Origin of the sequence: Pseudomonas sp. GGS8 (assembly GCF_024168645.1) — a bacterium.
Taxonomy (GTDB): Bacteria; Pseudomonadota; Gammaproteobacteria; order Pseudomonadales; family Pseudomonadaceae; genus Aquipseudomonas.
Genome location: NZ_JALJWF010000001.1, coordinates 279,328 through 304,099, shown reverse-complemented (window position 1 = coordinate 304,099; position 24,772 = coordinate 279,328). Strand labels below are relative to the sequence as shown.

Below are 24,772 nucleotides of genomic sequence, written 5' to 3'. Positions count from 1 at the left end.
TGTGTGACTTTCAAAACACCGTTAACCCATCACACGTCAATTTTGACTGGTGGTTAAAAAAAGAATGAGATCGGATGGAAACGAAACCGAGCAGGCCTGTTCAATGGCTGTAATTTGATCCTTCGTCAATTGGTAGTCATACACATAGTCCTCTTGATCCTTCCAGCCCATCAATACCGCGAGCTCCTCGCTTTTGATCGGAAGCACGTTCTCATAAGAAGCAAAGTCGTCTCCCTCATAGATACCCATCACCGTGTGCTTCATGGCTCTACCATCCTCGTTGGGTCTGCAGGTTTTGTCTGATTGCCTGATGCGTGATCAAACTCGCCCAAGTGTTTTCCGCGTTTGTTGTATTTCTCCACTGCGCCGTGCTGGAAGTCCCATTCGTAAATCGTGCCTTTTTTATCCTTCCAACGAGGACGTAGGCCCCCGCCCTTCATGCGGGTTTTGCCTGGGGCCCATTTTGCATCCGGGAAGGCCGGCAAGGTATGTGGCTTCGGGTAGTAATGATGAGAAATACTGACAACGACATAGACCGGCCTTACCCCCGACTCCACGGGAAACACCAGAATGAAGTCCTTGTACTCCGGCGGATACACCGGGCTCACGATGATGTTGTCAGCCGCTTTCGTTGGCGGGTAAACCCAGATATGCGGCGCTTGCGGGGCAGCCTCCAGCGCAGGAATGCCCAGGATGTCGGAACCATCTACAGCGGGGGTCCAGATCAGTTCAATGCCGTCACCCAGGTCAGCCACCTGCTGGCTGCCACGCAATGTGAACTGCACGACATCAACCATTTCCCAATCGCGGTTTTTGCCGGTGTAGAAACCGTATCCCTTGAGGCTGCCGTCAGTCTGTTGCTCGACCCGCAGGCGAACGCGGGTGCGGGCCTGTTTGAGCGCACGGAGTTGGTCTTCGTTGTAAAGCGAGCTATCGCCCAGATTCGAGGGTGTGACCAAAGCTACGAGACCAACCAGCGCCGCTGCGACGGTGCCTGCGGCTGCGACGGGGACAGCGGCGAATGCCGAGCCGGCCAAGGCGAGGGAGCCCAGACCGACGGGAATCGCAGTGCCACTGATCTTCTTCAGTGGCACAGCGCCTGATTCATCCGCTTCGCGAGCACCCAGCAGAATCAGGTCACCGTAGTCTTTCAGGCTATCGGTCGGCACCATCCCTGAGGGATTTGAGTAATCGATGATGGCGTCCGGCAGCTTGCAGGACTTGGCGAAGACGCATCCGGCTTGAGTGGGCCTTTGCTTTTCTGCTATGACCTGACGGCTGCGTTCGAAGGCGTCTTGCCTGGCCAGCATGGCCTCGTAGGCTTTTTGTCTGGCGTCCCGCTCGGCCAATTCGGTGGCAGTCATGTAGCGGTGGGTGACGTGATGCCCATCACCGGAGGGTGGATTCTTAATCCGCGGAATGTCCTTGTTGCCAGCCACTGATCATCCTTTCGTTCATCCATCGGCAGCCCCGGAAAAGGGGCTGCGCGACGTTAACGAACGTGGCTAATCGTGGCTGTAGGACGAGTCCTGGATGACTCTAGGCGTTTTCTTTTTTTCAGGACGGCAGCGCAATCCTTACGACTCGCCGCCTTCGTGAACATGCGCCGATGATGTTTTCCAGATCCAATCACTCAAACTTCAACCGCTCCACCTTCTGGAACAGTGAAGCTGTGAACTCATCCCGGTCGCTCGAATGGTGACAACGTCGATGACAGTTCGGGCACAGAGCCACAGCATTGCTAGGACGATCCGATCCAAACTGCGCCAAATGCTTAACGTGATGAACCTCAAGAAACGGCCTGCCGTCCTTTTCAAACGGAGCCGGTTTTCCGCAACCCTCGCAGATACCCTTGGCCTCTTTCCGCACCCAGGCTCTAACCTCAGGATCGCGTACAAAAGAGTTATTCGAGCTCGGCACTTGTTGTGGTTTCAAAATCCCCTTCGGCTCGCCTTTGAACGGTCGCTTCTCAAGTTTGGCAGCACGTTGTTCTAGCGTTGCTTCATCGGCGGTCGGGGCAAAGTCTTCTGGCGTTACAGTATTCGGCGCGTTCAGCGCTTCACGAATGCTACGCGCAACATTCGCGCCGACATTCTTGGCGGGTTTGTATCCCTCAATGCGATCTCGTCCGAGTTCGACCAACACGGTAGAAATGTTCTGCATCCGAAATTCAACCGAACCTTTGGAGCGGCCCGCTAAGGCGCCTTCACGTAGAACGCGATTCTCATGAGCCTTATTGACCTTCTGACCGCTCTGCTCCCGTAACAACATACAGAGATAGGCCTCGACCGCAGCCTGAATCTCCGCGTCACTCCAATCGCTGTTGCTCTTTTCCGTATCCATACAATCGCCGAGGGTTGAAAACCCTCGGACGATACTGAGTGGCCATCACGGCTGTCTACGAAAATTCCTACAAAAAATAGCGATGGATCTCGCAATAGATCCTACAAACACGTCTTCTAACCCATCGAATGCTTCGCCGATTGAAATACCTGCGCAATCTTCCGCCACCAAGGCCTAACCACCGTAACGCGCCGCTGCGATTGATCGCTCAACAGGTACGGCATGTCCCGAAGCCGAATCCAACTTTCATCCTGCCAATGAAGCAAACTCAACGACATCTCGGGCCAATCCAACACACTCAACATCGGACGATCCGAATTTTCCGAGGGTTTTGCATCGCGTAAGGCTGGCACCACCTGATGGGTCAACCACTCTCGCAGCAACCGATTCCCTGGAACATAGTGATACACCAAAAGCGCATACACGCCGGACTCGCTGAGCATTAGCTGTTTTTCTGGTTGTCGGAAATACTCAATCCACAAAATGCGACGCTGATCTTTATCCAGCTTGCTGACCATACGATCACTCAGATGGACACCCATCAAACGGCCAACATCGCGGGCGCAGAACCATGGTTGATTTTCAAGAAGAAGGGCATGGAGGTGAAGGTTGTGGCGGGTGAAGATCGTCGCCCTAAAGGGATCACGCATGACCGATCGGTGTGGAGTTTCTGCAGGCATATCCATTACCTCTACGTATGAGTGGAAGAGGGCCGGAACCCGACGTAGAGGATCTAAGAAGTCCCAACAGGCTGTTTCTCCCACTCACAGGATTACGCGTATATCGCTGATATCAGCGCGCGTACTGAGGAAAGGAAGTTAACTTCTACGTTGGGCGTTTCTTAGGCACCTGCTATAGAGCTTAGAGATGCTCTGAAACGACATCAATGCGGACGGTGCTGGAATTGTTGTAGGAGTTTTAGTAGCGAAGGTCGAAATTAGTGAGAATTTTCTTACCCAATAAAAAGGCCCCGATCAGATCGGGGCCTCTTGCAATTCGATTTTCCGATTTACATCGTCAAATCACGGCAAGCTCGGAAATCAATCCCAGCTCAACGCCCCACCAGTCTGATACTCAATAACCCGAGTCTCAAAGAAATTCTTCTCTTTCTTCAAGTCCATAATCTCGCTCATCCAAGGGAACGGGTTAGTCGTCCCTGGATACTCTTCCTTCAAACCAATCTGCGACAAACGACGGTTAGCGATGAACTTCAGGTAATCCTCCATCATCGCCGCGTTCATGCCCAACACCCCACGAGGCATGGTGTCACGAGCGTATTCGATCTCCAGCTGAGTCCCCTGCAGAATCATCTGCGAAGCCTCTTCCTTCATCTCAGCATCCCACAAGTGCGGGTTTTCGATTTTGATCTGGTTGATCACGTCGATGCCGAAGTTCAGGTGCATGGATTCGTCGCGCAGGATGTATTGGAACTGCTCGGCGACGCCGGTCATTTTGTTGCGGCGGCCCATGGAGAGGATTTGGGTGAAGCCGCAGTAGAAGAAGATGCCTTCCAGAACGCAGTAGTAGGCGATCAGGTTGCGCAGCAGTTCTTTGTCGGTTTCGACGGTGCCGGTTTCGAACTTCGGATCGGAGATCGAACGGGTGTATTTCAGGCCCCAGGTGGCTTTTTTCGCGACCGATGGGATCTCGTGGTACATGTTGAAGATTTCGCCTTCATCCATGGCCAGCGATTCGATGCAGTACTGGTAGGCGTGGGTGTGGATCGCCTCTTCGAAGGCCTGGCGCAGGATGTACTGGCGGCATTCCGGGTTGGTGATCAGGCGGTACACGGCCAGGACCAGGTTGTTGGCCACCAGGGAGTCGGCGGTGGAGAAGAAGCCGAGGTTGCGCATTACGATGCGGCGCTCGTCGTCGGTCAGGCCTTCCGGGTTTTTCCAGAGGGCGATGTCGGCGGTCATGTTGACTTCTTGCGGCATCCAGTGGTTTGCGCAGCCGTCCAGGTACTTCTGCCATGCCCAGTCGTATTTGAATGGTACGAGCTGGTTGAGGTCGGCGCGGCAGTTGATCATGCGCTTTTCATCGACAGCTACACGGGCAGAGGCGCCTTCCAGTTCGGCGAGGCCTTCGGCGACGTCGAGGGAGTCCAGGGCAGCCTTGGCGCGGGCGATCGCGGCGGAGTCCGTCGCGGTCACGGCGCGGGCCTCTTGAGCGGCGGCACCACCGGCGCTGTCGAGGCGGTCCATGTTGGCTTCAGAAGCGTGGCCGGCATTGGCGCCTTTTACAGCGACTTCGCCGTCATCTTCTTTGTCGAATTCGTCCCAGCTCAGCATGACGTGTCGTCTCCTGCGTGAGGGCCAGTTGCCCGTGTGAAAACTGATAGGTTGGTTTTTCACACGGCCGGTTCTGGCCGCGTTGGATCTAAAGGAAATCGTTTGTTGCAGCAGTACAACGCAGGCAATAAACAGAATTTTGTACGGGTGTTCCGAAGCCGCTGATGGGCGCAGAGAGCGTGAGCCGCTCTGCGTGGGCTTCAGACTGGCTTTTCACCCCTGTAAGGGAATATTGCAGGCCCGTTTAACTGCGCATTATAAGGAAATTTTCAGCCACGTGGTGCGGCGAAATGGCACCTGGAGCGGTGGGCGAGGGGCGTTTTCAGGTTGGAGCGAGGGTTTACAGGGCTTTGGCGGATGAAGTTTTTTTTTCGCCTGTTTCGGCTGGTTTTTGACGGTGAGATCAGGGTGTTCGCACTGTTAAGCGCAGCTGATACGTCGCAAGCCAGGTAAGACGGGGCTTGCAGAGCAATAGGCGGGGTTTTGTGGACGAGATTGTGTGCAATGCTGAGCTGCAAAGGGTCTTGAAAAGCGCTGCTCAAAAAACAATCAAAAAACCCTGTTTTTCACTACATCTTGTGGTTTTGGTCGATTTTCAACCACTCCAGACACAACTAAGCCCGACCGAAGTCGGGCTTTAATGTCGCGCCGGGTTTTCAGCTGAAACGAGCGGCACCCACGCGGTCGGCACCGTCAGCAGCAACTTTGGCAGCACCGGTGTGATCAGCGCCATCGGCAGCGACTTTGGCAGCCCCCGTACGATCAAAACCGTCAGCCGCGACAGAGGCAGAACCGGTGTGGTCGTATCCGTCAGAAGCGACAGCCGCGTCGTTGAAAGCAGCCGAGCCGGTGCGGTCGTAGCCGTCAGAAGCGACAGCCGCGTCGTTGAAAGCAGCCGAGCCGGTGCGGTCGTAGCCGTCAGCGGCGAAGGTGTTGGCGGCCAGGACGGAAAGGGTCAGGGCGAGGATCAGTTTGGTTTTCATGGGAGTGGCTCCAGGTTCGTTGGCGTTGTGTGCCTTGGGTGTGGAATGGATGCTACGCCAAGTATTTAGATTTAAAAGTGCAAATAAATGCTTAAAATAATCGTATTTATCGATACAGGGCTCGGCGCTTCATCCAGTCTTTAAAAAAGGATGGGTCGAGCCTCGGGAGATAAAAGTGGGGCGGATCAGCCGTTGGAGCAGCCGTTACCCATGACGCTGTAACGCAGAATGTGTCGCTGACCTTTGGAGTCGTCGTACTCCATTTTGGCCGGTACCACTTCGCAGACATTCGGGATTTCGCTCATCGAGATAACTTTGGCGATGTCCAAGTGAGTGGAGTAGGTGTATTCCTCGACGACGGGTTGTTGCTGTGCGACATCAGTCGGGGCCTCATCTGCCATGGCGGTTGCGCACAGACTGCTGAGGACCAGAACCAATAAAGCTTTCATTTAAGAGTTACCTTTCTGAGGTCGAATGGGGTCACGCAATCTTTTTAGGATTGCGTGTGGAGCTTTAATAAAGAGTCTTGGATTAACTGCCTTCGTGGGGGCTGCAACTGGGTTAATCACATTGCCGTGTTGGCGAGACCGATTTTAGGCCTGGGGATGGCCTGCATATAGCTGTGCTTTTGATAAACACTTTTGGCAGATTTGGTAACAATCTCCGCGAAGATCAAAAGATCGCAAGCTTCGCCAGCTCCTGCGAGGCCCCGCAATAGCCGGGTTTGAGCGCCTCGTTGCGGTATAGCCACATTTTGTAGGGGCTTGTTACTACCATCGTCGAATGGTTCTATAGGCCCGCCCCGGCTACAACTGGGGTCATACAAAAACAACTATTCCACCGAGGTAAGAAAGATGAGTGCGGCTTCTTTGTATCCCGTTCGTCCCGAGGTAGCAGCCAATACGCTGACTGACGAGGCCACTTACAAGGCCATGTACCAGCAGTCGGTCGTCAACCCGGACGGCTTCTGGCGCGAACAAGCCAAGCGCCTGGACTGGATCAAGCCTTTCACCACGGTGAAGCAGACGTCCTTCGACGATCACCATGTCGATATCAAATGGTTCGCCGACGGCACGCTGAACGTTTCCTACAACTGCCTCGACCGTCATCTGGCCGAGCGCGGTGATCAAATTGCGATTATTTGGGAAGGGGATGACCCTGCCGAAAGCCGCAACATCACCTACCGCGAGCTGCACGAACAAGTCTGCAAGTTCGCCAACGCCTTGCGCGGCCAGGATGTGCACCGCGGCGACGTGGTGACCATCTATATGCCGATGATCCCTGAGGCTGTGGTCGCCATGCTGGCCTGCACCCGGATCGGCGCGATTCACTCGGTGGTGTTCGGTGGTTTCTCGCCGGAAGCCCTGGCCGGTCGCATCATCGACTGCCGCTCGAAAGTGGTGATCACTGCCGACGAAGGCGTTCGTGCCGGCAAGAAGATCCCGCTCAAGGCTAACGTCGACGACGCGCTGACCAACCCGGAAACCAGCAGCATCCAGAAAGTCATTGTGTGCAAGCGCACCGGTGGCAACATCAAGTGGAATCAGCATCGCGACATCTGGTACGAAGACCTGATGAAAGTGGCGGGCAGTGTCTGTGCGCCGAAAGAGATGGGCGCTGAAGAAGCGCTGTTCATCCTTTATACCTCTGGCTCCACCGGCAAGCCGAAGGGCGTGCAGCACACCACCGGCGGTTACCTGCTGTATGCGGCGATGACCCACGAGCGCGTGTTCGACTACCGCCCGGGCGAAATCTACTGGTGCACCGCCGACGTCGGTTGGGTCACTGGTCACACCTATATCGTCTACGGCCCGCTGGCCAATGGCGCGACCACGGTGCTGTTCGAAGGCGTGCCGAACTATCCGGACATCACCCGGGTGGCGAAGGTTGTCGACAAGCACAAGGTCAACATCCTCTACACCGCGCCGACCGCGATCCGCGCGATGATGGCGTCGGGTATCGCCGCTGTCGAAGGCGCTGATGGCAGCAGCCTGCGTCTGTTGGGGTCGGTCGGTGAGCCGATTAACCCGGAAGCGTGGGATTGGTACTACAAGAATGTCGGCCAATCCCGTTGCCCGATCGTGGATACCTGGTGGCAGACCGAAACAGGCGGCAACATGATGAGCCCGCTGCCGGGCGCTCACGGTCTGAAGCCTGGCTCTGCAGCACGGCCGTTCTTCGGCGTGGTGCCGGCGCTGGTGGACAACCTGGGCAACATCATCGAAGGCGTTGCCGAGGGTAACCTGGTGATCCTCGACTCGTGGCCAGGCCAGGCGCGCACGCTGTATGGCGACCATGACCGCTTCGTCGACACCTACTTCAAGACCTTCCGTGGCATGTACTTCACCGGTGACGGTGCGCGTCGTGATGCGGACGGTTACTACTGGATCACCGGTCGCGTGGATGATGTGCTCAACGTTTCCGGGCACCGCATGGGCACCGCCGAAATCGAAAGCGCGATGGTCGCTCACCCGAAAGTCGCCGAAGCGGCGGTGGTGGGTGTGCCGCACGACATCAAGGGGCAGGGCATTTATGTCTACGTCACGTTGAATGCGGGCGAAGAGCCGAGCGAGCAACTGCGCCTGGAGCTGAAAAACTGGGTGCGTAAAGAGATCGGTCCGATTGCCTCGCCGGATGTCATTCAGTGGGCGCCGGGCCTGCCGAAAACCCGTTCGGGCAAGATCATGCGCCGGATTCTGCGCAAGATCGCCACGGCGGAATACGACGGGTTGGGCGATATCTCCACCCTGGCGGATCCGGGTGTGGTGCAGCATTTGATTGATACGCACAAGACGATGAACGTCGCTTAAGCGCCGATTCTTGAGTCATCGAAGCCCCCGCCAGGTGTTGAGCCTGGTGGGGCTTTTTATTGGATGATGGTTTTGTGTTGGCCGTTCGGGCCTCATCGCGGGCAAGCCCGCTCCCACAGGTATTTGAGTTGTGGCCTAAATTGCATGTACTCCACAAACCCTGTGGGAGCGGGCTTGCCCGCGATGGCGGCCTGTCAGGCGCAACATAAACAACGCCCAATAATTATCGGCTTCCCCCGTAGGCCATTTCCCACTGTTACCCATCCACCTTCAAGTTACTAAATGTGTAACCGCATGCCCGACAACGAGGCATTGAGAAACGCAAAGCCCCGTTTCAGGGCCTCTCAATCACCATGAAAAATAAGACACAACGCTGCGCTTGCCGGATTAGAAGGGTTTGCCAATAATAGGCCCGCAATTTGCAACATAGATCGGTTCACTGTCTTTTGCTCTTGCATGAAATTGCAGAGCTGTCAATGTGCCCAAGCGGCATTCTCTGTGCTTCTGTAATTTGTTGTCGCATTGAAGAAATATCGGCTTCGGGCCTGTCGTTAGAATGCCGATCACTCGCTCGTCGTTGCCTGTGTTGAAAATCACTGTTGAATTTCATACGCGCATCCCAGGACGCAGCACCGCTTTGCGGTTTAACCCATTCGCATATTGGGCTGTCGCTCACTCTGCCGTTTTTGCCCTTTACCGATGGAGTCCCAAGATGAAGAAACTCGTGCTGCTTGGCGCCCTGGCACTGTCCGTGCTGTCCCTGCCGACATTCGCTGATGAAAAACCTCTGAAAATCGGTATCGAAGCGGCTTACCCTCCGTTCGCCTCCAAAGCACCGGACGGCAGCATCGTGGGTTTTGACTACGACATCGGCAACGCCCTGTGTGAAGAGATGAAGGTCAAGTGCCAGTGGGTCGAGCAAGAGTTCGACGGCCTGATCCCGGCACTCAAAGTGCGCAAGATCGACGCGATCCTGTCGTCCATGTCGATCACTGAAGACCGCAAGAAGTCCGTGGACTTCACCAACAAGTACTACAACACCCCGGCTCGCCTGGTCATGAAGGCCGGCACTCCAGTCGGCGAAAACCTGGCTGAGCTGAAGGGCAAGAACATCGGCGTGCAACGTGGTTCGATCCACGAGCGTTTCGCCCGCGAAGTCCTGGCCCCGCTGGGTGCCGAGATCAAGCCTTACGGTTCGCAGAACGAAATCTACCTCGACGTGGCCGCCGGTCGCCTCGACGGCACCGTGGCAGACGCGACCCTGCTGGATGACGGCTTCCTGAAAACCGACGCTGGCAAGGGCTTCGCCTTCGTTGGCCCGGCCTTCACCGACGAGAAATACTTCGGCGACGGCATCGGTATCGCGGTTCGCAAGGGCGACGCGCTGAAAGACAAGATCAACACTGCGATCACGGCCATTCGCGCGAGCGGCAAGTACAAGCAAATCCAGGACAAGTACTTCGCCTTCGATATCTACGGCAAGTAATCGTCCCCGCAACAAGTCCGAAATGGCGCAAGCAGCAGGATCTCTGAGGTTTGCGCCATTTTTTCATCCCAACTTTCGAGGACCTGAATCATGTTGAAAGGCTACGGGGCTGTCATCCTCGATGGCGCATGGCTGACGCTTCAGCTCGCCTTGTCGTCCATGGCCCTGGCCATCGTCCTGGGGCTGATCGGCGTGGCGCTGCGTCTGTCGCCGGTGCGCTGGCTAGCCTGGCTGGGCGATCTGTATTCCACGGTGATCCGCGGTATTCCCGATCTGGTGCTGATCCTGCTGATTTTCTACGGCGGCCAGGACCTGCTCAACCGCGTTGCGCCGATGCTCGGCTATGACGACTACATCGACCTGAACCCGCTGGCCGCCGGTATTGGCACCTTGGGCTTCATCTTCGGTGCGTACCTGTCGGAAACCTTCCGTGGTGCGTTCATGGCGATCCCCAAGGGTCAGGCAGAAGCCGGTATGGCGTATGGCATGAGCAGTTTTCAGGTGTTCTTCCGGGTGTTGGTGCCACAGATGATTCGCTTGGCGATTCCCGGCTTCACCAACAACTGGCTGGTACTGACCAAGGCCACCGCGCTGATTTCGGTGGTGGGTCTGCAAGACATGATGTTCAAGGCCAAGCAGGCGGCAGACGCTACCCGCGAGCCTTTCACCTTCTTCCTCGCGGTGGCGGCGATGTACCTGGTGATCACCAGTGTCTCGTTGCTGGCATTGCGTCATCTTGAGAAGCGCTACTCGGTAGGCGTAAGGGCGGCTGAGCTATGATCTTCGACTACAACGTCATTTGGGAGGCCTTGCCGCTGTACTTCGGCGGCCTGGTGACCACCCTCAAACTGCTCGCACTGTCGCTGTTCTTCGGCTTGCTGGCGGCATTGCCGCTGGGGCTGATGCGCGTCTCCAAGCAGCCGTTGGTCAACATGAGTGCCTGGCTGTTCACCTACGTGATCCGCGGTACGCCGATGCTGGTGCAGCTGTTTTTGATCTACTACGGTCTGGCGCAGTTCGAGGCGGTGCGTGAAAGCTTCCTCTGGCCATGGCTGTCCAGTGCCTCGTTCTGTGCGTGCCTGGCCTTCGCGATCAACACCAGCGCCTACACCGCTGAAATCATCGCCGGCAGCCTGCGCGCCACGCCGAACGGCGAGATCGAAGCGGCCAAGGCCATGGGCATGTCACGCATCAAGATGTACAAGCGGATCCTGCTGCCATCGGCCCTGCGCCGGGCCCTGCCGCAGTACAGCAACGAAGTGATCATGATGCTGCAGACCACCAGTCTGGCGTCGATCGTGACCCTGATCGACATCACCGGCGCCGCGCGCACGGTCAACGCTCAGTTCTACTTGCCGTTCGAAGCCTACATCACCGCCGGCGCGTTCTACCTGTGCCTGACGTTCATTCTGGTGCGCCTGTTCAAAATGGCCGAGCACCGCTGGCTGGGCTATCTGGCCCCGCGGAAGCACTGATATGGAACGCATCGATCATGCATTGCCGTGGAGCCACCTGGGCAGCGAACGTCGGATTTCGGTGTTCCGCTTCGGTACTGGCGAGCGCAAGGCCTACATCCAGGCCAGCCTGCACGCCGATGAGCTGCCAGGGATGCGCACGGCCTGGGAGCTGAAAAAGCGCCTGATCGAACTCGAAGCTCAGGGCTTGCTCAACGGTGTGATCGAACTGGTGCCGGTGGCCAATCCATTGGGTCTGGGTCAATTGCTGCAAGGCAATCATCAGGGGCGTTTCGAAGCGGGCAGCGGCAAGAACTTCAACCGGGATTTCGTCGAACTCAGCGCGCCGGTGGCCGCCGAACTCGATGGGCATCTGGGGGATGATCCGCATGCCAATATTCGACTGATCCGTCAGGCCATGAGCGATCACCTGGCGGCTTTGCCAGAGGCGAGCAGCCAGTTGCAAGGCATGCAGCGCATCTTGCTCAGCCATGCCTGCACCGCCGATGTGGTGCTGGATCTGCATTGCGATTGCGAAGCGGCGCTGCACATGTACGCCTTGCCGCAACACTGGCCGCACTGGCGTTCACTGGCCGCGCACTTGAACGTCAAGGTCGGTCTGCTGGCGGAAGATTCCGGCGGCAGTTCCTTTGATGAAGCGTGCTCGCTGCCGTGGCTGCGTTTGTCGCGTCTGTTCCCGGATGCGCAGATTCCACTGGCCTGCCTGGCGACAACCATTGAACTGGGTGGTCAGGCCGATACCGGTCGCGCTGAAGCGCAGGCTCACGCCGAAGGCATTCTGGCGTTCCTCGCCGAGCAAGGCCTGATCAGCGGCGAGTGGCCCAAGCCTGCGCAAGACGTGTGCGAAGGCATGCCGTTCGAAGGCACCGAATTGCTGTTCGCGCCGCATCCTGGCGTGGTGAGTTTTCTGCGTAAACCCGGTGAGTGGGTTGAAGCAGGCGACGAGATTTTTGAAGTGATCGATCCGTTAGCGGATCGGGTCAGCACGGTGTGTGCTGGTACGTCCGGGGTGCTGTTTGCCATTGAACGGCTGCGTTACGCCCAACCCGGTTTCTGGCTGGCCAAGGTGGCGGGGCGCGAAGCGCTGCGTCACGGGCGCTTGCTCAACGACTGACTGACTGCTTTTGTGAGAACCGACCGCATGTACAAACTTGAAGTCCAAGACCTGCATAAACGCTATGGCAGTCACGAAGTGCTCAAGGGCGTGTCCCTGAAAGCGGCAGCTGGCGATGTGATCAGCATCATCGGCTCCAGTGGCTCCGGCAAAAGTACTTTCCTGCGCTGCATCAACCTGCTCGAGCAGCCGCACGCGGGCAAGATTCTGCTCAATAACGAAGAACTGAAACTGGTGGCCAACAAGGACGGCGCGCTGAAAGCCGCCGACCCTAAACAGCTGCAACGCATGCGTTCGCGCCTGTCGATGGTGTTCCAGCATTTCAACCTGTGGTCGCACATGACCGCGCTGGAAAACATCATGGAAGCGCCGGTGCATGTACTCGGTGTGTCCAAGGCTGAAGCCCGCGAGAAAGCCGAGCACTACCTGAACAAGGTCGGCGTGGCCCATCGCAAGGACGCCTACCCGGGGCACATGTCCGGTGGCGAGCAGCAGCGTGTGGCAATTGCCCGTGCGCTGGCGATGGAACCTGAAGTGATGCTGTTCGACGAACCGACCTCGGCCCTCGACCCGGAGTTGGTGGGTGACGTGCTGAAAGTCATGCAGGCCCTGGCACAGGAAGGCCGGACCATGGTGGTAGTGACGCACGAAATGGGCTTTGCCCGTGAAGTGTCGAACCAGCTGGTGTTCCTGCACAAAGGCGTGGTCGAAGAAAGCGGCAACCCGCGTGAAGTGCTGGTGAATCCACAGTCGGAACGCTTGCAGCAATTCCTCTCCGGCAGCCTCAAGTAATCGAGACTGCCGTTGTGCACAGGGATAGTGCATGCTTCGCAATTTAAAGGCTGGCCCTGATCCCCTGTGGGAGCTGGCTGGCTTGCGATAGCGGTGGGCCAGTTTGCAGCTCTTGCACTGGTATACCGCTATCGCAGCCAAGCCAGCTTTCACATCTGATCGCTGTTGGTTTTGAGATTTGCGTTCATTTACGGGCTAGCATTGGCCCATGCCTTTATCACTGTTTTCGTTTCGGATTGCCCGCCATGACCGCCCATCGAATTGGTTTCCTGATTTGGCCCAGCACTAAAGCTCTGACGCTTGCGCTGGCTGAGGAGGCCTTGCGTGTTGCCCAGCGTGTGCACCCGGACGTTGTTTACGAGTTGTCGTTTTTGCAGGCCGAACCGCCGACTGACGGTGCCTGGCAGTTGCCGGGCGACCCATGGACCGGCAAGCTCGAAAACTTTCAGAAACTGTTCCTGCTTGCTGACGAACCGCCGACTTCTCTCGCGCCGCCGCTCAGCAGTGCGCTGAAGCAACTGGTGCGAGCCGGTTGTGTCATCGGCGGTTTGTCCGCCGGTGTTTACCCGTTGGCGCAGTTGGGGTTGCTCGACGGTTATCGCGCTGCCGTGCATTGGCGCTGGCAGGACGATTTTGCCGAGCGTTTCCCGAAGGTGATTGCCACCAGTCACCTGTTCGACTGGGATCGCGATCGCTTGACCGCGTGCGGTGGCCTGTCGGTTCTCGACTTGCTGCTGGCGGTGCTGGCCCGTGATCACGGCGCCGAACTGGCCGGTGCGGTGTCGGAAGAGCTGGTGGTCGAACGCATCCGTGAGGGCGGCGAGCGCCAGCGTATTCCGTTGCAGAACCGCTTGGGTTCTAGTCATCCGAAGCTCACCCAGGCGGTGTTGCTGATGGAAGCGAATATCGAAGAGCCGCTGACCACCGACGAAATCGCCCAGCATGTGTGCGTGTCGCGTCGGCAACTGGAGCGGATCTTCAAGCAATACCTCAACCGCGTGCCGAGCCAGTATTACCTGGAACTGCGCCTGAACAAGGCCCGGCAGATGTTGATGCAAACCAGCAAGTCGATCATTCAGATCGGCCTGTCGTGTGGCTTCTCTTCGGGGCCTCATTTCTCCAGTGCCTACCGTAACTTCTTCGGTGCTACGCCGCGGGAAGATCGCAATCAGCGGCGCAGCAGCAGCCCGTTCGAGTTGTCGTCGGTGCCTTCCGAACGCGGGTGATCAAGTGCTCCGTGCTTGGAGCTGAAGGCCGCTTTACTCGTCGATCGCCGAGTCGTCGGAGGATGAAATTTGCATTTCGCCCCGATTGATTACCTCTTCCACGCCGAAATCTGCGCCCGTTTGTTCAAAGTAGCCGATCAGCCTTAACAGACTCTCCTCGGAAAGCGGATTGCCTCTCAGGCTAATGTTCTCCGCGATTTCCAATGGCATTTCCAGTACGTCACTGGGGACTTCGGTGATTGCGTTTTGGCTCAGGTCTGCCCAATCCAGTTCGGCCAGTTGAAGCAGGCCTTGTGGTATTTCGGTGAGGCCGGTGTCATTTAGCAGGACGTTCGCCAGATTCGGCATCTGGCTCACATCCAGTGTTTGCCCCAGAGGGTTGTGGCCCAGATCGAGATACTCAAGCTGTTCCATTCCCGCTAATGCGTTTGTCGACTCCGGTGACAAACTGATGTGGCAGTCGGGCAATGACAACGATCTCAGTTGACTCATCTTGAATACCGCATCAGGAATGTTGCCCAGGTTGCACTCGCGCAGCCTGAGGCTTTTGAGGTTGGGGAAGGAATCCAGAAAGCGCCCGATACGGGTCGCGCCGTTGGCACCCCGAAGTTCCAGCGCCGACACATGGTTGAAGTCGGCTCTCAGGGTCGGCAGGTCTCCGTTGATGATGGATTGGATCGTGAGCTCGAAGGTGGGCTCAAGTGCGTCGTTGAAATCGTCCAGTTCGCATTCATGCTGCCAGCACCTCTCAAGAACCTGTTTGAGTTGGTCGCGGTTGGCGTGTTCCACAGCCAATTGGTTGTCGTTGAAGGGGGTGCCCGTTACGGGGTGTCGGTCCGGAACGTCGGCGGTCCAGACAGACAAATCATTTCTCAATTGGGCAAACTCTTCTTCAAGGCGCGTCAGATAGGTGCGGCCATCCTCCAGCGTGCCCGGCAATTCGTAGACAAACTCACTCGCTTGCTCGACCTCCATGCTGGGGTAAAGCGCCGTGACGCGATTAATGTCTGCCTCGGGGGCATAGACGGCCATGTCGTAAGCGGTATCGAAGTGGTGTCGCTTGATCAGTTCTCGGGCTCTGTTCGAAACCGGATTATGCGTGAGGTGCAGGCCGCGCTTTTTGTACAACGAACTCTCGAACAACCCGGCAGGCAACTCGCTGATACGGTTGTTCATCAGCAGGAGGGTGTCGAGCCTTGGGTGTTGCAGGGCACCGGCGGGAATTTCGGACAGCTGGGTGTCGCTCAGATCCAGGTGAGTCAGTTCGCTCATTGTGTCGATGCGGGGCGAGGTTTCAAATGGATTCTTGTACAGATCCAACGAGACCAGCTTGTTCAATGAAGTCAGTTTCGACCATGTGGCCGCGTCAATCCTGATGCCGCAATCGCTTAGAACCAGGGCGTGAAGGTTTGTCATTCGGGGGATGGCGTCGGGGAGGGTGGTCAGGGAGAAACGGCGTAACTCCAGGCGGTGTAATCCACTGAAACGCTGTAGAAACCCTGGAATACCCTGCGCGGTATGGTTGCCTTCCAGGGATAGCAGCGACACATGAGCGAAGTCGGCACGTATTGACGGCAAGTCACCGATTATCGGCTCTGCGAACCTGAGCGTATACCGGCTAGTCCCATCCGGTGTGTCGACGTCCCGTTCGGTCTGTCGCCGCCAGCTGCGCTGGATTTCCTGAGCCAGCAACTGGCGATTGTTTCTCTCGGCTTGTTGATCCAGCTCACTGAGAGGGTGTCCGGTTTCAGGATGAACAGTGGGCAGCTCATTTACCCAGGTGTCCAGGTCCTGATGCAGTCTGATCAGCTCACTATTAAGGCGTGAGAGTTCAACGCGAGCGCCATCGGGGTGATGCTGCAATACCTGGACTACGGACTGCAATTCCTCTTGAGACAGATTGGGGTAAACATCTCGAACCCGGTCGTTAAGCGTAGGTGTCTCGCGGTTAGCTCGGCTATAGCCCTGCGTGCCGCCGGGCAGGCGCATGGTGGTGGGGTCATAGTAGGGTTTGCGATGGGGATTTTTTGCGAACAGTGTGCGTAATGCCGGTTGCTCCAGAGCGTGCTCGGCGATGCGTTGTTTGAATGTCCGGGCGTCTCCAGATGAAGGGCTCAATGCATTGCGTTGTGCATCCGGCAACGCCTGAAAGAGGGCCTGATAGAAATCGCCGGGTGCCGATTCACTGTCCTGGTGAACCTGGTAGGTCCCGTCTTCGGCAAGCACCAGCGTTTTAAGTGTCGGCGCATCGGGCTGACCAATGCTGTCGCGTACGGTTCCTTCATGGGAATGATCGCGCACCTCGATACGCAGCTCGGCAGGCCAGTTGGGCAATGAGTTCAGGCTATGTAAGGCCAGTCGATGGGTATCGGTGGTTTCCAGCGCTTCGGAATACAGGCCTTCACAGGCTCGGGTTGCACGTACGGCCTCCATGGCTTTTTGTGCCGCGTCCTTGAGGCGTTGGGGGATGCGATTGCTGTGCAACTGCCGTAATTCGGTGCCGGTGGCATTGCTCACCAACTCTTGTGCAATATCGGTCGGTAGTCCCTGCACGTCGTCGAGCAGTCGCTGAACTGGCGGGTTATCCGTTTTTTCCTTTGCGCGGTAGAGCATTTCAAACAGCGATTTGCGATACCTCAGGGCGAGATCCACAGTCTGCTTTCGGAGTGTTGGCGTTTGGGTTTCCAGTGCTGGCACAGGTGTGTCGGCAGGCCATGCGTCGTATCTGCTCAGCAGTTGATATTGCATGCCTGGATCGGCCTTTCGATAGTGCTCGGGTTGGTCGCTGCCGATCTGTTCGATAAAGGTTTCAATGTCCCGATTGATCCGGAAGCGCTTGATCGTGTCGGTCAGCAGCGAAGGCGGGCGATACCGCTCGACGTGCGTTTCACGCACTACGTTGTCGTGGTAACCGCTGATCCGCAGGATTTGCTCGCGCTCGGCGCTGCTGAATGGTTCAACACTATGGCCGAGGCGACGCATGACCTTTTCCCGGTCCCAGTCCAACGGTTGTTCCAGCTCTGTGTACCAGGCGCCGTGGTTGTTATGCAGCAGAGTCGGCTGATAAGCATCAGCCCGGTTCGGATGCTCAATTTGAAACGCGCCCGACGTGTGATCGGGTTTCACGGCATACAGTTTTTCTTCCAGCGGCAGCAGTGTCTTGCCCCCGTGACGATAGAGGCCAAGCTGATCGGGTTTTGATCCTTCGGGCAAACTGAGAGTTTGTTCGTAAGGTGTGAGATCCGGCTTCCAGTAACGGGTTTTCCCCTCAGGCGTCGTAATGGGTTTGAATGGGTCGACTAGCCTAATGGCTTCGCGCGAGAGTAGACGACTGAAGGTGCCAGCAGCGATGGCACCACCCACCGCGAAGGTGCCTATCTGGACCACTGTTTCGGTGAACGTCATCAAGTGCCCCAGCGCTTCTGTTTTCAGCCCTATGGCCAGGTCCACGATGCCTTCGAAGGTTTCGTCGAGTAACTGGTAGGCCATATAGGCGAGCATCAATTCGCCAAGAAACGGAACAAAAGGCAACGCAACAAACGTTGCGATTTCAAGAAGTGTCGAGGCCACTTTGCTGAAGGCATCCCACAATGCCCATCGTGCGTTTCGGTCGGCAGAAGCGGTGGAGACGGCGAGCGTGCTCGCGTCGTTGAGGATCTTGTTCAGCTGCCGCTGATGGAGATGGTTCCACAGGGCCGCTCTGAACGGGGTTATCGCAAACCGGAGATTGGGCCTGTCGATGGGTGTTTCGCACCAACTCGGCATTGGGTCGCCATGCTGGTGTGGATGCCAGGTTACGCTCTGGAGGCGACGCTTGAGATCAGCAAAAAAATGGCCCCTTTCTTTGTGGTCGACAAAGCGACTGAAGAACGTTTGGTAAGCGGGAGCGCGCAACTTGCGGGTTAGCTCGTTCAGGAACGCCAGTGAGTCGGGATATTGCTTGAGAGGATGCTCCGGATCGTCCGGGATGTAAGCGATGACCCGCGTTGCCTTGCGTGCCCGGTCAAGCTTCGGCGCGAACATGACGATGCCGGTCAGTGAGGAGGACATGATTGTCAGGTCGTGACAATACAGCGGCTGGCCATCCAGTCGAGCGCCCGAACGTCCTTCCACAATGCGCAGGATCGAGAGGCGGGCATCCTCTGGAATGTCCCCTCGGATGTGCGCCATTTGCAGTGCGGACTTGAGTGCGGTTTTGTGAGAACCGATCACCTTCGATTTCAACACCGCTGCGGCCACCGGATTGGTCAGCCCCAGATTGTCTTTAAGGTAAGTGGTGTACTGGCCACCGATATCCAGTTCCCGGCACAACAGGGCAAAGGCTGCGACAGTGAGTTTCTGCTTGACCATTGGCAGAGTCTCGAACTGCCCTGTGGGCGACGGTTGGGTGATGAACGTCGAGGCGGACTCATAAGCATCCGCTGCGGTTTCCGATTCCTGAAAATTATGAAGGCAGGCATCGAGCAACGATACGGTCCAGGTACGTGCAGCGCCCGTCTTGATCCCGATCCAGGGCACTGTTTGAGGAATGTACAGGCGCAGGAAAGTGGTTTTGACGTCCAGGTCCAGGTCAAACCGGGTTTTCAGGGCCGCGCCCAAAAGGGGGGCGGCAAAGTCTCGTGCGTTTAGCAGCTTCGACAGCGTCGAATCCAGGCGATTTCGATGGGTCCAGTGTTCCTGGCTGAGTTTTTTCAGCGATTCAAATTGCGAAGGCGTCGCGGTGCCATGCCAGTCCGGCACCGCAAGCGAGGCTTGTTTGAGGGCGCTACGTGTACCGGGCGAGGCTTCTAATACCCAGCTCGGCAGATTATTGAACAGGTGATGGTAGTGATCGTCCGGTTGTGTGGCGGATTCACTGACGGCGACAGTGGAAGGGTGATCATTTTCGTATCGGCTCATGCGCTATTCCCTTAGCGTTTGGATTGGCCGCCAGCAAAACAGACAATGATGTGTTTGGTGCGGTACATAATTACCGCCCCGTCCGACAACCCTGCCTATAACCTGCGTCGACAGTTTAAACTGCGCCTTTGCGACGGTATTTGTCGCATTGCCGTAAACCCGGGCAAAACCTGTGTTTGCGCTATAAGAAGTTGTCGCTTGGCGGCAAGGCCGGGCTGAAAACTGTCCTTACAATCCCCTCATCGCTCGCCAGTTTCAGGCGAGTGTTCCTCATCAGGAGACTCCGATGTCCGTTGAGCACGCTGCGGTAGAACGCGCCGATTTTGACCAGGTAATGGTTCCCAACTATGCGCCTGCCGCTTTCATTCCTGTGCGTGGCGCCGGTTCCCGTGTTTGGGACCAGTCTGGCCGCGAGCTGATCGACTTCGCCGGCGGGATTGCCGTTAACGTATTGGGCCATGCGCACCCGGCGCTGGTCGCTGCATTGACCGAGCAGGCGAACAAGCTGTGGCACGTGTCCAACGTGTTCACCAATGAGCCGGCCTTGCGCCTGGCCCATAAGCTGGTCGACGCCACGTTTGCCGACCGTGTGTTCTTCTGCAACTCCGGTGCCGAAGCCAACGAGGCTGCCTTCAAGCTGGCCCGTCGCGTGGCCCATGACCGTTTCGGTAGCGAGAAGTACGAAATCGTTGCCGCGCTCAACAGCTTCCACGGCCGTACCCTGTTCACCGTGAACGTCGGTGGCCAGTCGAAGTACTCCGACGGCTTCGGTCCGAAGATCACCGGCATCACCCACGTGCCTTACAACGATCTGGCCGCGCTGAAAGCCGCTGTTTCCGACAAGACCTGCGCGGTGGTTCTGGAGCCGATCCAGGGCGAAGGCGGCGTGCTGCCGGCCGAGCAGTCTTACCTGCAAGGCGCCCGTGAGCTGTGCGATGCGCACAACGCGCTGCTGGTCTTCGACGAAGTCCAGACCGGCATGGGCCGCAGCGGTGAGTTGTTCGCCTACATGCATTACGGCGTGACCCCGGACATCCTGACCAGCGCCAAGAGCCTGGGTGGCGGTTTCCCGATCGCAGCAATGCTGACCACCGAAGACCTGGCCAAACACCTGGTCGTCGGCACCCACGGCACCACTTACGGCGGCAACCCGCTGGCATGCGCGGTCGCTGAAGCGGTGATCGACGTGATCAACACGCCCCAAGTGCTGAACGGTGTCAAAACCAAGCACGACAAGTTCAAGACCCGTCTTGAGCAGATCGGCGAGAAATACGGCCTCTTCACTCAGGTCCGTGGCCTGGGCCTGTTGCTCGGTTGCGTGTTGAACGATGCCTGGAAAGGCAAGGCCAAGGACATCTTCAACGCCGCCGAGCGTGAAGGCCTGATGATTCTGCAAGCCGGCCCGGACGTGATTCGTTTCGCGCCAAGCCTGGTGGTTGAAGACGCCGATATCGATGCCGGTCTGGACCGCTTCGAGCGCGCCGTGGCCAAGCTGACGCAAGCCTGATAGACCCTTCGACGCCTGACAATTCAGGCGTCGAACCCAATTGTTATGTGCCGGGCACAATACGTGTGGGAGCGGGCTTGCCCGCGATGAGGGCCTGACAGCCGACTTCATTGTTATCTGACAGGACGCTATCGCGGGCAAGCCCGCTCCCACATGAACCGGGCATTTTTCTTATGAATGTTTTTCGAGAAAGGAGTGACACCATGCTGGTGATGCGCCCCGCGCAAATGGCTGATCTGGGCGAGGTACAGCGTCTGGCTGCGGACAGCCCGATTGGTGTCACTTCCTTGCCGGATGACGTTGAACGCCTGAGCGACAAGATCGCCGCAAGCGAAGCCTCGTTCGCCGCTGAAGTGAGCTTCAACGGTGAAGAGAGCTATTTCTTCGTCCTCGAAGACACCGCCACCGGCAAACTGGTCGGCTGTTCGGCCATCGTTGCCTCGGCCGGCTATTCCGAGCCGTTCTACAGCTTTCGAAACGAAACGTTCGTGCACGCCTCCCGCGAGCTGAAGATTCACAACAAGATCCACGTGCTCTCCCAATGCCACGACCTGACCGGCAACAGTTTGCTGACCAGTTTCTACGTGCAGAGGGAGTTGGTGGGCACGCCTTGGGCGGAGCTCAACTCCCGTGGCCGTCTGTTGTTCGTGGCCAGCCACCCTGAGCGTTTTGCCGATTCCGTGGTGACCGAAATCGTCGGTTACAGCGACGAAAATGGCGATTCGCCGTTCTGGGATGCCATCGGTCGCAACTTCTTCGACCTCAACTACGCCGAAGCCGAGCGTCTGTGCGGTTTGAAGAGCCGCACGTTCCTTGCCGAGCTGATGCCGCATTACCCGATCTACGTGCCGTTGCTGCCGGATTCCGCTCAAGAGGCGATGGGCCAGGTGCACCCGCGGGCGCAAATCACTTTTGACATCCTGATGCGCGAAGGCTTCGAGACCGATCACTACATCGATATTTTCGATGGTGGCCCGACCCTGCATGCCCGCGTCTCGGGGATCCGTTCGATCGCCCAGAGCCGTGTAGTCCCGGTGAAAATCGGTGAGCCGGTCAAAGGTGCCGGTCGTCAGTATCTGGTGGCCAATGCCCAGTTGCAGGATTACCGCGCTGTATTGCTCGAGCTTGATTACGCGCCGGGCAAACCTGTGACCCTGGATCTTGAAGCGGCCGAAGCCTTGGGCGTTGGTGAAGGTGCCAGCGTGCGCCTGGTGGCGGTTTGACGCCTGCTTCCTGGAGAGAATTGTCTGGAAAGCAGCGAAATTTCGCGGGTGGCGCAAGCGGCCCGTTTGAGGAGATAGCATGATCGTTCGTCCCGTACGCAGCAGCGATTTACCCGCTCTGATCGACCTGGCCCGCAGCACCGGCACCGGCTTGACCACCTTGCCGGCCAACGAAGAACGTCTGGCCCATCGGGTTGGCTGGGCCGAGAAAACCTTCCGCGGCGAAGCCGGGCGGGGCGATGCGGACTATCTGTTCGTACTCGAAGACGACAATGGCCGCGTGGTGGGTATTTCCGCGATTGCCGGTGCCGTCGGCCTGCGTGAGCCCTGGTACAACTTCCGGGTGGGCCTGACGGTTAGCGCCTCGCAAGAGCTGAACATCTACCGCGAAATTCCGACGCTGTTCCTGGCCAACGACCTGACCGGCAACTCTGAACTGTGCTCGCTGTTCCTGCACGCCGATTACCGCAGTGGCCTCAACGGCCGCATGCTGGCCAAGGCGCGGCTGCTGTTCATCGCCGAGTTCCCGCAACTGTTCGGCAACAAAATCATCGCTGAAATGCGCGGCATGTCCGACGAAGCCGGGCGTTCGCCGTTCTGGGAAAGCCTGGGGCGGCATTTCTTCAAGATGGAATTCAGCCAGGCCGATTACCTCACTGGCGTGGGCAACAAGGCGTTCATCGCCGAACTGATGCCGAAATTCCCGCTGTACACCTGCTTCCTGTCGCCAGACGCGCGCAACGTGATCGGCCAGGTTCACCCGGACACCGAGCCGGCCCTGGCGATGCTCAAGAGTGAAGGTTTCAGTTACCAAGGCTACGTCGACATCTTCGACGCCGGTCCTGCGGTGGAATGCGAAACCGCCAAGATCCGCGCGGTGCGCGACAGCCAGGCGCTGGTGCTGGCCATCGGCACCCCGGGTGACGACGCCACGCCATTCCTGATCCATAACCGCAAGCGCGAAGACTGCCGGATCACTGCCGCGCCAGCACGCTTCGCCGCCGGCACGTTGGTGGTCGATCCGCTGACCGCCAAACGTCTTCAACTCAACGCTGGCGATCAAGTGCGCGCCGTTCCGTTGTCTGCAGCTCGGGAGTCGAAATAATGAATTCGCTATACATCGCCGGTGAATGGCTGGCCGGTCAGGGTGAAAGCTTTCAATCGGTGAACCCGGTGACCCAGCAAGTGCTGTGGGCCGGTGAAGGCGCCACCGCCGCTCAGGTCGAGTCGGCCGTGCAAGCCGCGCGTCAGGCGTTCCCGGGCTGGGCCCGCCGTACCCTGGAAGAGCGCATCAGCGTACTGGAAGCCTTTGCCGCCGCGCTGAAGAATCACGCTGACGAACTGGCTCGCACCATTGGTGAAGAAACCGGTAAACCCTTGTGGGAAGCGGCGACTGAAGTCACCAGCATGGTCAACAAGATTGCCATCTCGGTGCAGAGCTACCGCGAACGGACCGGTGAGAAGAGCGGCCCGTTGGGTGACGCCACCGCGGTATTGCGTCACAAGCCACACGGTGTGGTGGCGGTGTTCGGCCCTTACAACTTCCCTGGTCACTTGCCGAACGGTCACATCGTGCCGGCGCTGCTGGCCGGTAACAGCGTGCTGTTCAAACCCAGCGAACTGACGCCGAAAGTCGCCGAGCTGACGGTCAAGTGCTGGATCGAAGCCGGTCTGCCGGGCGGCGTGCTGAACCTGCTGCAAGGTGCTCGCGAAACCGGTATCGCCCTGGCGGCGAACCCGGGCATCGACGGTCTGTTCTTCACCGGTTCCAGCCGTACCGGCAATCATCTGCACAAGCAGTTTTCCGGTCGTCCAGACAAAATCCTCGCGCTGGAAATGGGCGGTAACAACCCGCTGGTGGTGGATCAGGTTGCGGATCTCGATGCGGCCGTTTACACCATCATTCAGTCGGCCTTCATTTCTGCCGGCCAGCGTTGCACCTGCGCTCGTCGCTTGCTGGTGCCGCAAGGCGCCTGGGGCGATACGCTGCTGGCGCGTCTGGTGGCGGTCAGCTCGACCCTTTCAGTCGGTGCATTTGATCAGCAACCAGCGCCGTTCATGGGCTCGGTGATTTCCCTCGGCGCTGCGAAAGCCCTGATGGAAGCGCAAGAGCATCTGCTGGCCAACGGCGCTGTGGCGCTGTTGGAAATGACTCAGCCTCAGGCTCAGTCAGCCTTGCTGACCCCAGGTATTCTGGACGTGACAGCGGTTGCCGATCGTCCTGACGAAGAGCTGTTCGGTCCGCTGCTGCAAGTGATCCGCTACGCTGATTTTGAAGCGGCGATCACTGAAGCCAACGACACCGCTTATGGCCTGGCGGCTGGCCTGCTGTCGGATTCCGAAGCGCGTTATCAGCAGTTCTGGCTGGAAAGCCGCGCGGGTATCGTCAACTGGAACAAGCAGTTGACCGGTGCAGCGAGCAGCGCACCCTTCGGCGGCGTCGGCGCCTCGGGCAACCACCGCGCCAGCGCCTACTACGCCGCGGATTACTGCGCGTACCCGGTGGCCTCGCTGGAAACCCCGAGCCTGGTGATGCCTGCCGCTCTCACGCCTGGCGTGAAGATGGCGTAACGCCCAATCGCGGGCAAGCCCGCTCCCACAGGATTTGCGTCGGTCACAATAT

19 protein-coding genes are annotated in these 24,772 nt (G+C 57.9%); 11 read left to right on the top strand and 8 right to left on the bottom strand.

Translation table 11 applies throughout. The features are described 5' to 3' along the window. Window positions 1-36: 36 nt before the first annotated feature. The 7 genes from J3D54_RS01365 to J3D54_RS01335 all read right to left on the bottom strand — a co-directional run bounded on the left by J3D54_RS01365 (window position 37) and on the right by J3D54_RS01335 (window position 6,066). Window positions 37-264 carry a hypothetical protein gene (locus tag J3D54_RS01365; protein ID WP_028939376.1) on the bottom strand — a complete coding sequence of 76 codons (228 nt, stop codon included), beginning with the start codon at window positions 262-264 and terminating at the stop codon, window positions 37-39. Further along, entirely contained in the window at window positions 261-1,439 is a 1,179-nt protein-coding gene (locus J3D54_RS01360; RefSeq protein WP_253416380.1) for a colicin E3/pyocin S6 family cytotoxin, read from the bottom strand. Before J3D54_RS01360 ends, J3D54_RS01365 begins: the two co-directional genes overlap by 4 nt. A gap of 190 nt (window positions 1,440-1,629) precedes the next feature. Further along, on the bottom strand, window positions 1,630-2,343 hold the full coding sequence (locus J3D54_RS01355) for an HNH endonuclease (protein WP_253416379.1): 714 nt from the start codon (window positions 2,341-2,343) through the stop codon (window positions 1,630-1,632). A gap of 116 nt (window positions 2,344-2,459) precedes the next feature. Beyond that, entirely contained in the window at window positions 2,460-2,993 is a 534-nt protein-coding gene (locus J3D54_RS01350) for a Bro-N domain-containing protein (RefSeq protein ID WP_253426457.1), read from the bottom strand. A gap of 390 nt (window positions 2,994-3,383) precedes the next feature. Continuing rightward, window positions 3,384-4,634: a ribonucleotide-diphosphate reductase subunit beta gene (locus J3D54_RS01345; protein ID WP_007934889.1), complete on the bottom strand. Its 1,251-nt coding sequence runs from the start codon at window positions 4,632-4,634 to the stop codon at window positions 3,384-3,386. Between the two features lie 656 nt (window positions 4,635-5,290). After that, window positions 5,291-5,617, bottom strand: a complete 327-nt coding sequence (locus J3D54_RS01340; RefSeq protein WP_253416378.1) for a hypothetical protein — start codon at window positions 5,615-5,617, stop codon at window positions 5,291-5,293. Window positions 5,618-5,802: 185 nt separating this feature from the next. Beyond that, complete coding sequence (locus J3D54_RS01335; RefSeq protein WP_253416377.1) at window positions 5,803-6,066, bottom strand: DUF2790 domain-containing protein; 264 nt, start codon at window positions 6,064-6,066, stop codon at window positions 5,803-5,805. 405 nt (window positions 6,067-6,471) lie between these two features. Between J3D54_RS01335 and acs the strand changes: the two genes are divergently transcribed. The 7 genes from acs to J3D54_RS01300 all read left to right on the top strand — a co-directional run bounded on the left by acs (window position 6,472) and on the right by J3D54_RS01300 (window position 14,520). After that, the gene (gene acs, locus J3D54_RS01330) at window positions 6,472-8,427 is read left to right on the top strand and encodes an acetate--CoA ligase (protein WP_253416376.1); all 1,956 of its coding nucleotides are present in this window, start codon (window positions 6,472-6,474) and stop codon (window positions 8,425-8,427) included. A 712-nt stretch (window positions 8,428-9,139) separates the two neighbouring features. Further along, a complete protein-coding gene (locus J3D54_RS01325; protein WP_253416375.1) occupies window positions 9,140-9,913 on the top strand; it encodes an ABC transporter substrate-binding protein in 774 nt (257 codons plus the stop codon). Between the two features lie 90 nt (window positions 9,914-10,003). Beyond that, window positions 10,004-10,693: an ABC transporter permease gene (locus tag J3D54_RS01320; protein ID WP_007934894.1), complete on the top strand. Its 690-nt coding sequence runs from the start codon at window positions 10,004-10,006 to the stop codon at window positions 10,691-10,693. Beyond that, the gene (locus J3D54_RS01315) at window positions 10,690-11,388 is read left to right on the top strand and encodes an ABC transporter permease (protein WP_253416374.1); all 699 of its coding nucleotides are present in this window, start codon (window positions 10,690-10,692) and stop codon (window positions 11,386-11,388) included. The genes J3D54_RS01320 and J3D54_RS01315 overlap by 4 nt, the downstream gene beginning before the upstream one ends. 1 nt (window position 11,389) lies before the next feature. Further along, on the top strand, window positions 11,390-12,502 hold the full coding sequence (locus J3D54_RS01310; protein WP_253416373.1) for a M14 family metallopeptidase: 1,113 nt from the start codon (window positions 11,390-11,392) through the stop codon (window positions 12,500-12,502). A 27-nt stretch (window positions 12,503-12,529) separates the two neighbouring features. Further along, the gene (locus J3D54_RS01305) at window positions 12,530-13,294 is read left to right on the top strand and encodes an ABC transporter ATP-binding protein (RefSeq protein WP_007971015.1); all 765 of its coding nucleotides are present in this window, start codon (window positions 12,530-12,532) and stop codon (window positions 13,292-13,294) included. A 245-nt stretch (window positions 13,295-13,539) separates the two neighbouring features. Continuing rightward, the gene (locus tag J3D54_RS01300; protein ID WP_253416372.1) at window positions 13,540-14,520 is read left to right on the top strand and encodes a GlxA family transcriptional regulator; all 981 of its coding nucleotides are present in this window, start codon (window positions 13,540-13,542) and stop codon (window positions 14,518-14,520) included. Between the two features lie 33 nt (window positions 14,521-14,553). Here J3D54_RS01300 and J3D54_RS01295 read toward each other — a convergent pair whose 3' ends face one another. After that, on the bottom strand, window positions 14,554-19,419 hold the full coding sequence (locus tag J3D54_RS01295) for a DUF6543 domain-containing protein (RefSeq protein ID WP_253416371.1): 4,866 nt from the start codon (window positions 19,417-19,419) through the stop codon (window positions 14,554-14,556). A 286-nt stretch (window positions 19,420-19,705) separates the two neighbouring features. Between J3D54_RS01295 and J3D54_RS01290 the strand changes: the two genes are divergently transcribed. The 4 genes from J3D54_RS01290 to astD all read left to right on the top strand — a co-directional run bounded on the left by J3D54_RS01290 (window position 19,706) and on the right by astD (window position 24,720). Beyond that, window positions 19,706-20,926, top strand: coding sequence for an aspartate aminotransferase family protein (locus tag J3D54_RS01290; protein WP_253416370.1), 1,221 nt, complete (start codon window positions 19,706-19,708; stop codon window positions 20,924-20,926). A gap of 203 nt (window positions 20,927-21,129) precedes the next feature. After that, window positions 21,130-22,149 (top strand): arginine/ornithine succinyltransferase subunit alpha, encoded by a 1,020-nt coding sequence (gene aruF, locus J3D54_RS01285; protein ID WP_007934901.1) that lies wholly within the window; start codon window positions 21,130-21,132, stop codon window positions 22,147-22,149. A gap of 79 nt (window positions 22,150-22,228) precedes the next feature. Then, a complete protein-coding gene (gene astA, locus J3D54_RS01280; protein WP_018926391.1) occupies window positions 22,229-23,254 on the top strand; it encodes an arginine N-succinyltransferase in 1,026 nt (341 codons plus the stop codon). Further along, on the top strand, window positions 23,251-24,720 hold the full coding sequence (astD, locus tag J3D54_RS01275; RefSeq protein ID WP_253426453.1) for a succinylglutamate-semialdehyde dehydrogenase: 1,470 nt from the start codon (window positions 23,251-23,253) through the stop codon (window positions 24,718-24,720). Before astA ends, astD begins: the two co-directional genes overlap by 4 nt. Window positions 24,721-24,772: the final 52 nt, after the last annotated feature.

What these genes read in the sequence shown, in the direction of transcription:
- J3D54_RS01315 (WP_253416374.1), top strand. Translation starts at nt 10,690, where the DNA reads ATGATCTTCGACTACAACGTCATTTGGGAGGCCTTGCCGCTGTACTTC.
- astA (WP_018926391.1), top strand. Translation starts at nt 22,229, where the DNA reads ATGATCGTTCGTCCCGTACGCAGCAGCGATTTACCCGCTCTGATCGAC.
- J3D54_RS01355 (WP_253416379.1), bottom strand. Translation starts at nt 2,343, where the DNA reads ATGGATACGGAAAAGAGCAACAGCGATTGGAGTGACGCGGAGATTCAG.
- J3D54_RS01320 (WP_007934894.1), top strand. Translation starts at nt 10,004, where the DNA reads ATGTTGAAAGGCTACGGGGCTGTCATCCTCGATGGCGCATGGCTGACG.
- J3D54_RS01335 (WP_253416377.1), bottom strand. Translation starts at nt 6,066, where the DNA reads ATGAAAGCTTTATTGGTTCTGGTCCTCAGCAGTCTGTGCGCAACCGCC.
- J3D54_RS01365 (WP_028939376.1), bottom strand. Translation starts at nt 264, where the DNA reads ATGAAGCACACGGTGATGGGTATCTATGAGGGAGACGACTTTGCTTCT.
- J3D54_RS01300 (WP_253416372.1), top strand. Translation starts at nt 13,540, where the DNA reads ATGACCGCCCATCGAATTGGTTTCCTGATTTGGCCCAGCACTAAAGCT.
- J3D54_RS01325 (WP_253416375.1), top strand. Translation starts at nt 9,140, where the DNA reads ATGAAGAAACTCGTGCTGCTTGGCGCCCTGGCACTGTCCGTGCTGTCC.
- J3D54_RS01340 (WP_253416378.1), bottom strand. Translation starts at nt 5,617, where the DNA reads ATGAAAACCAAACTGATCCTCGCCCTGACCCTTTCCGTCCTGGCCGCC.
- J3D54_RS01290 (WP_253416370.1), top strand. Translation starts at nt 19,706, where the DNA reads ATGTCCGTTGAGCACGCTGCGGTAGAACGCGCCGATTTTGACCAGGTA.
- J3D54_RS01310 (WP_253416373.1), top strand. Translation starts at nt 11,390, where the DNA reads ATGGAACGCATCGATCATGCATTGCCGTGGAGCCACCTGGGCAGCGAA.
- J3D54_RS01350 (WP_253426457.1), bottom strand. Translation starts at nt 2,993, where the DNA reads ATGCGTGATCCCTTTAGGGCGACGATCTTCACCCGCCACAACCTTCAC.
- acs (WP_253416376.1), top strand. Translation starts at nt 6,472, where the DNA reads ATGAGTGCGGCTTCTTTGTATCCCGTTCGTCCCGAGGTAGCAGCCAAT.
- aruF (WP_007934901.1), top strand. Translation starts at nt 21,130, where the DNA reads ATGCTGGTGATGCGCCCCGCGCAAATGGCTGATCTGGGCGAGGTACAG.
- J3D54_RS01305 (WP_007971015.1), top strand. Translation starts at nt 12,530, where the DNA reads ATGTACAAACTTGAAGTCCAAGACCTGCATAAACGCTATGGCAGTCAC.
- J3D54_RS01295 (WP_253416371.1), bottom strand. Translation starts at nt 19,419, where the DNA reads ATGAGCCGATACGAAAATGATCACCCTTCCACTGTCGCCGTCAGTGAA.
- J3D54_RS01345 (WP_007934889.1), bottom strand. Translation starts at nt 4,634, where the DNA reads ATGCTGAGCTGGGACGAATTCGACAAAGAAGATGACGGCGAAGTCGCT.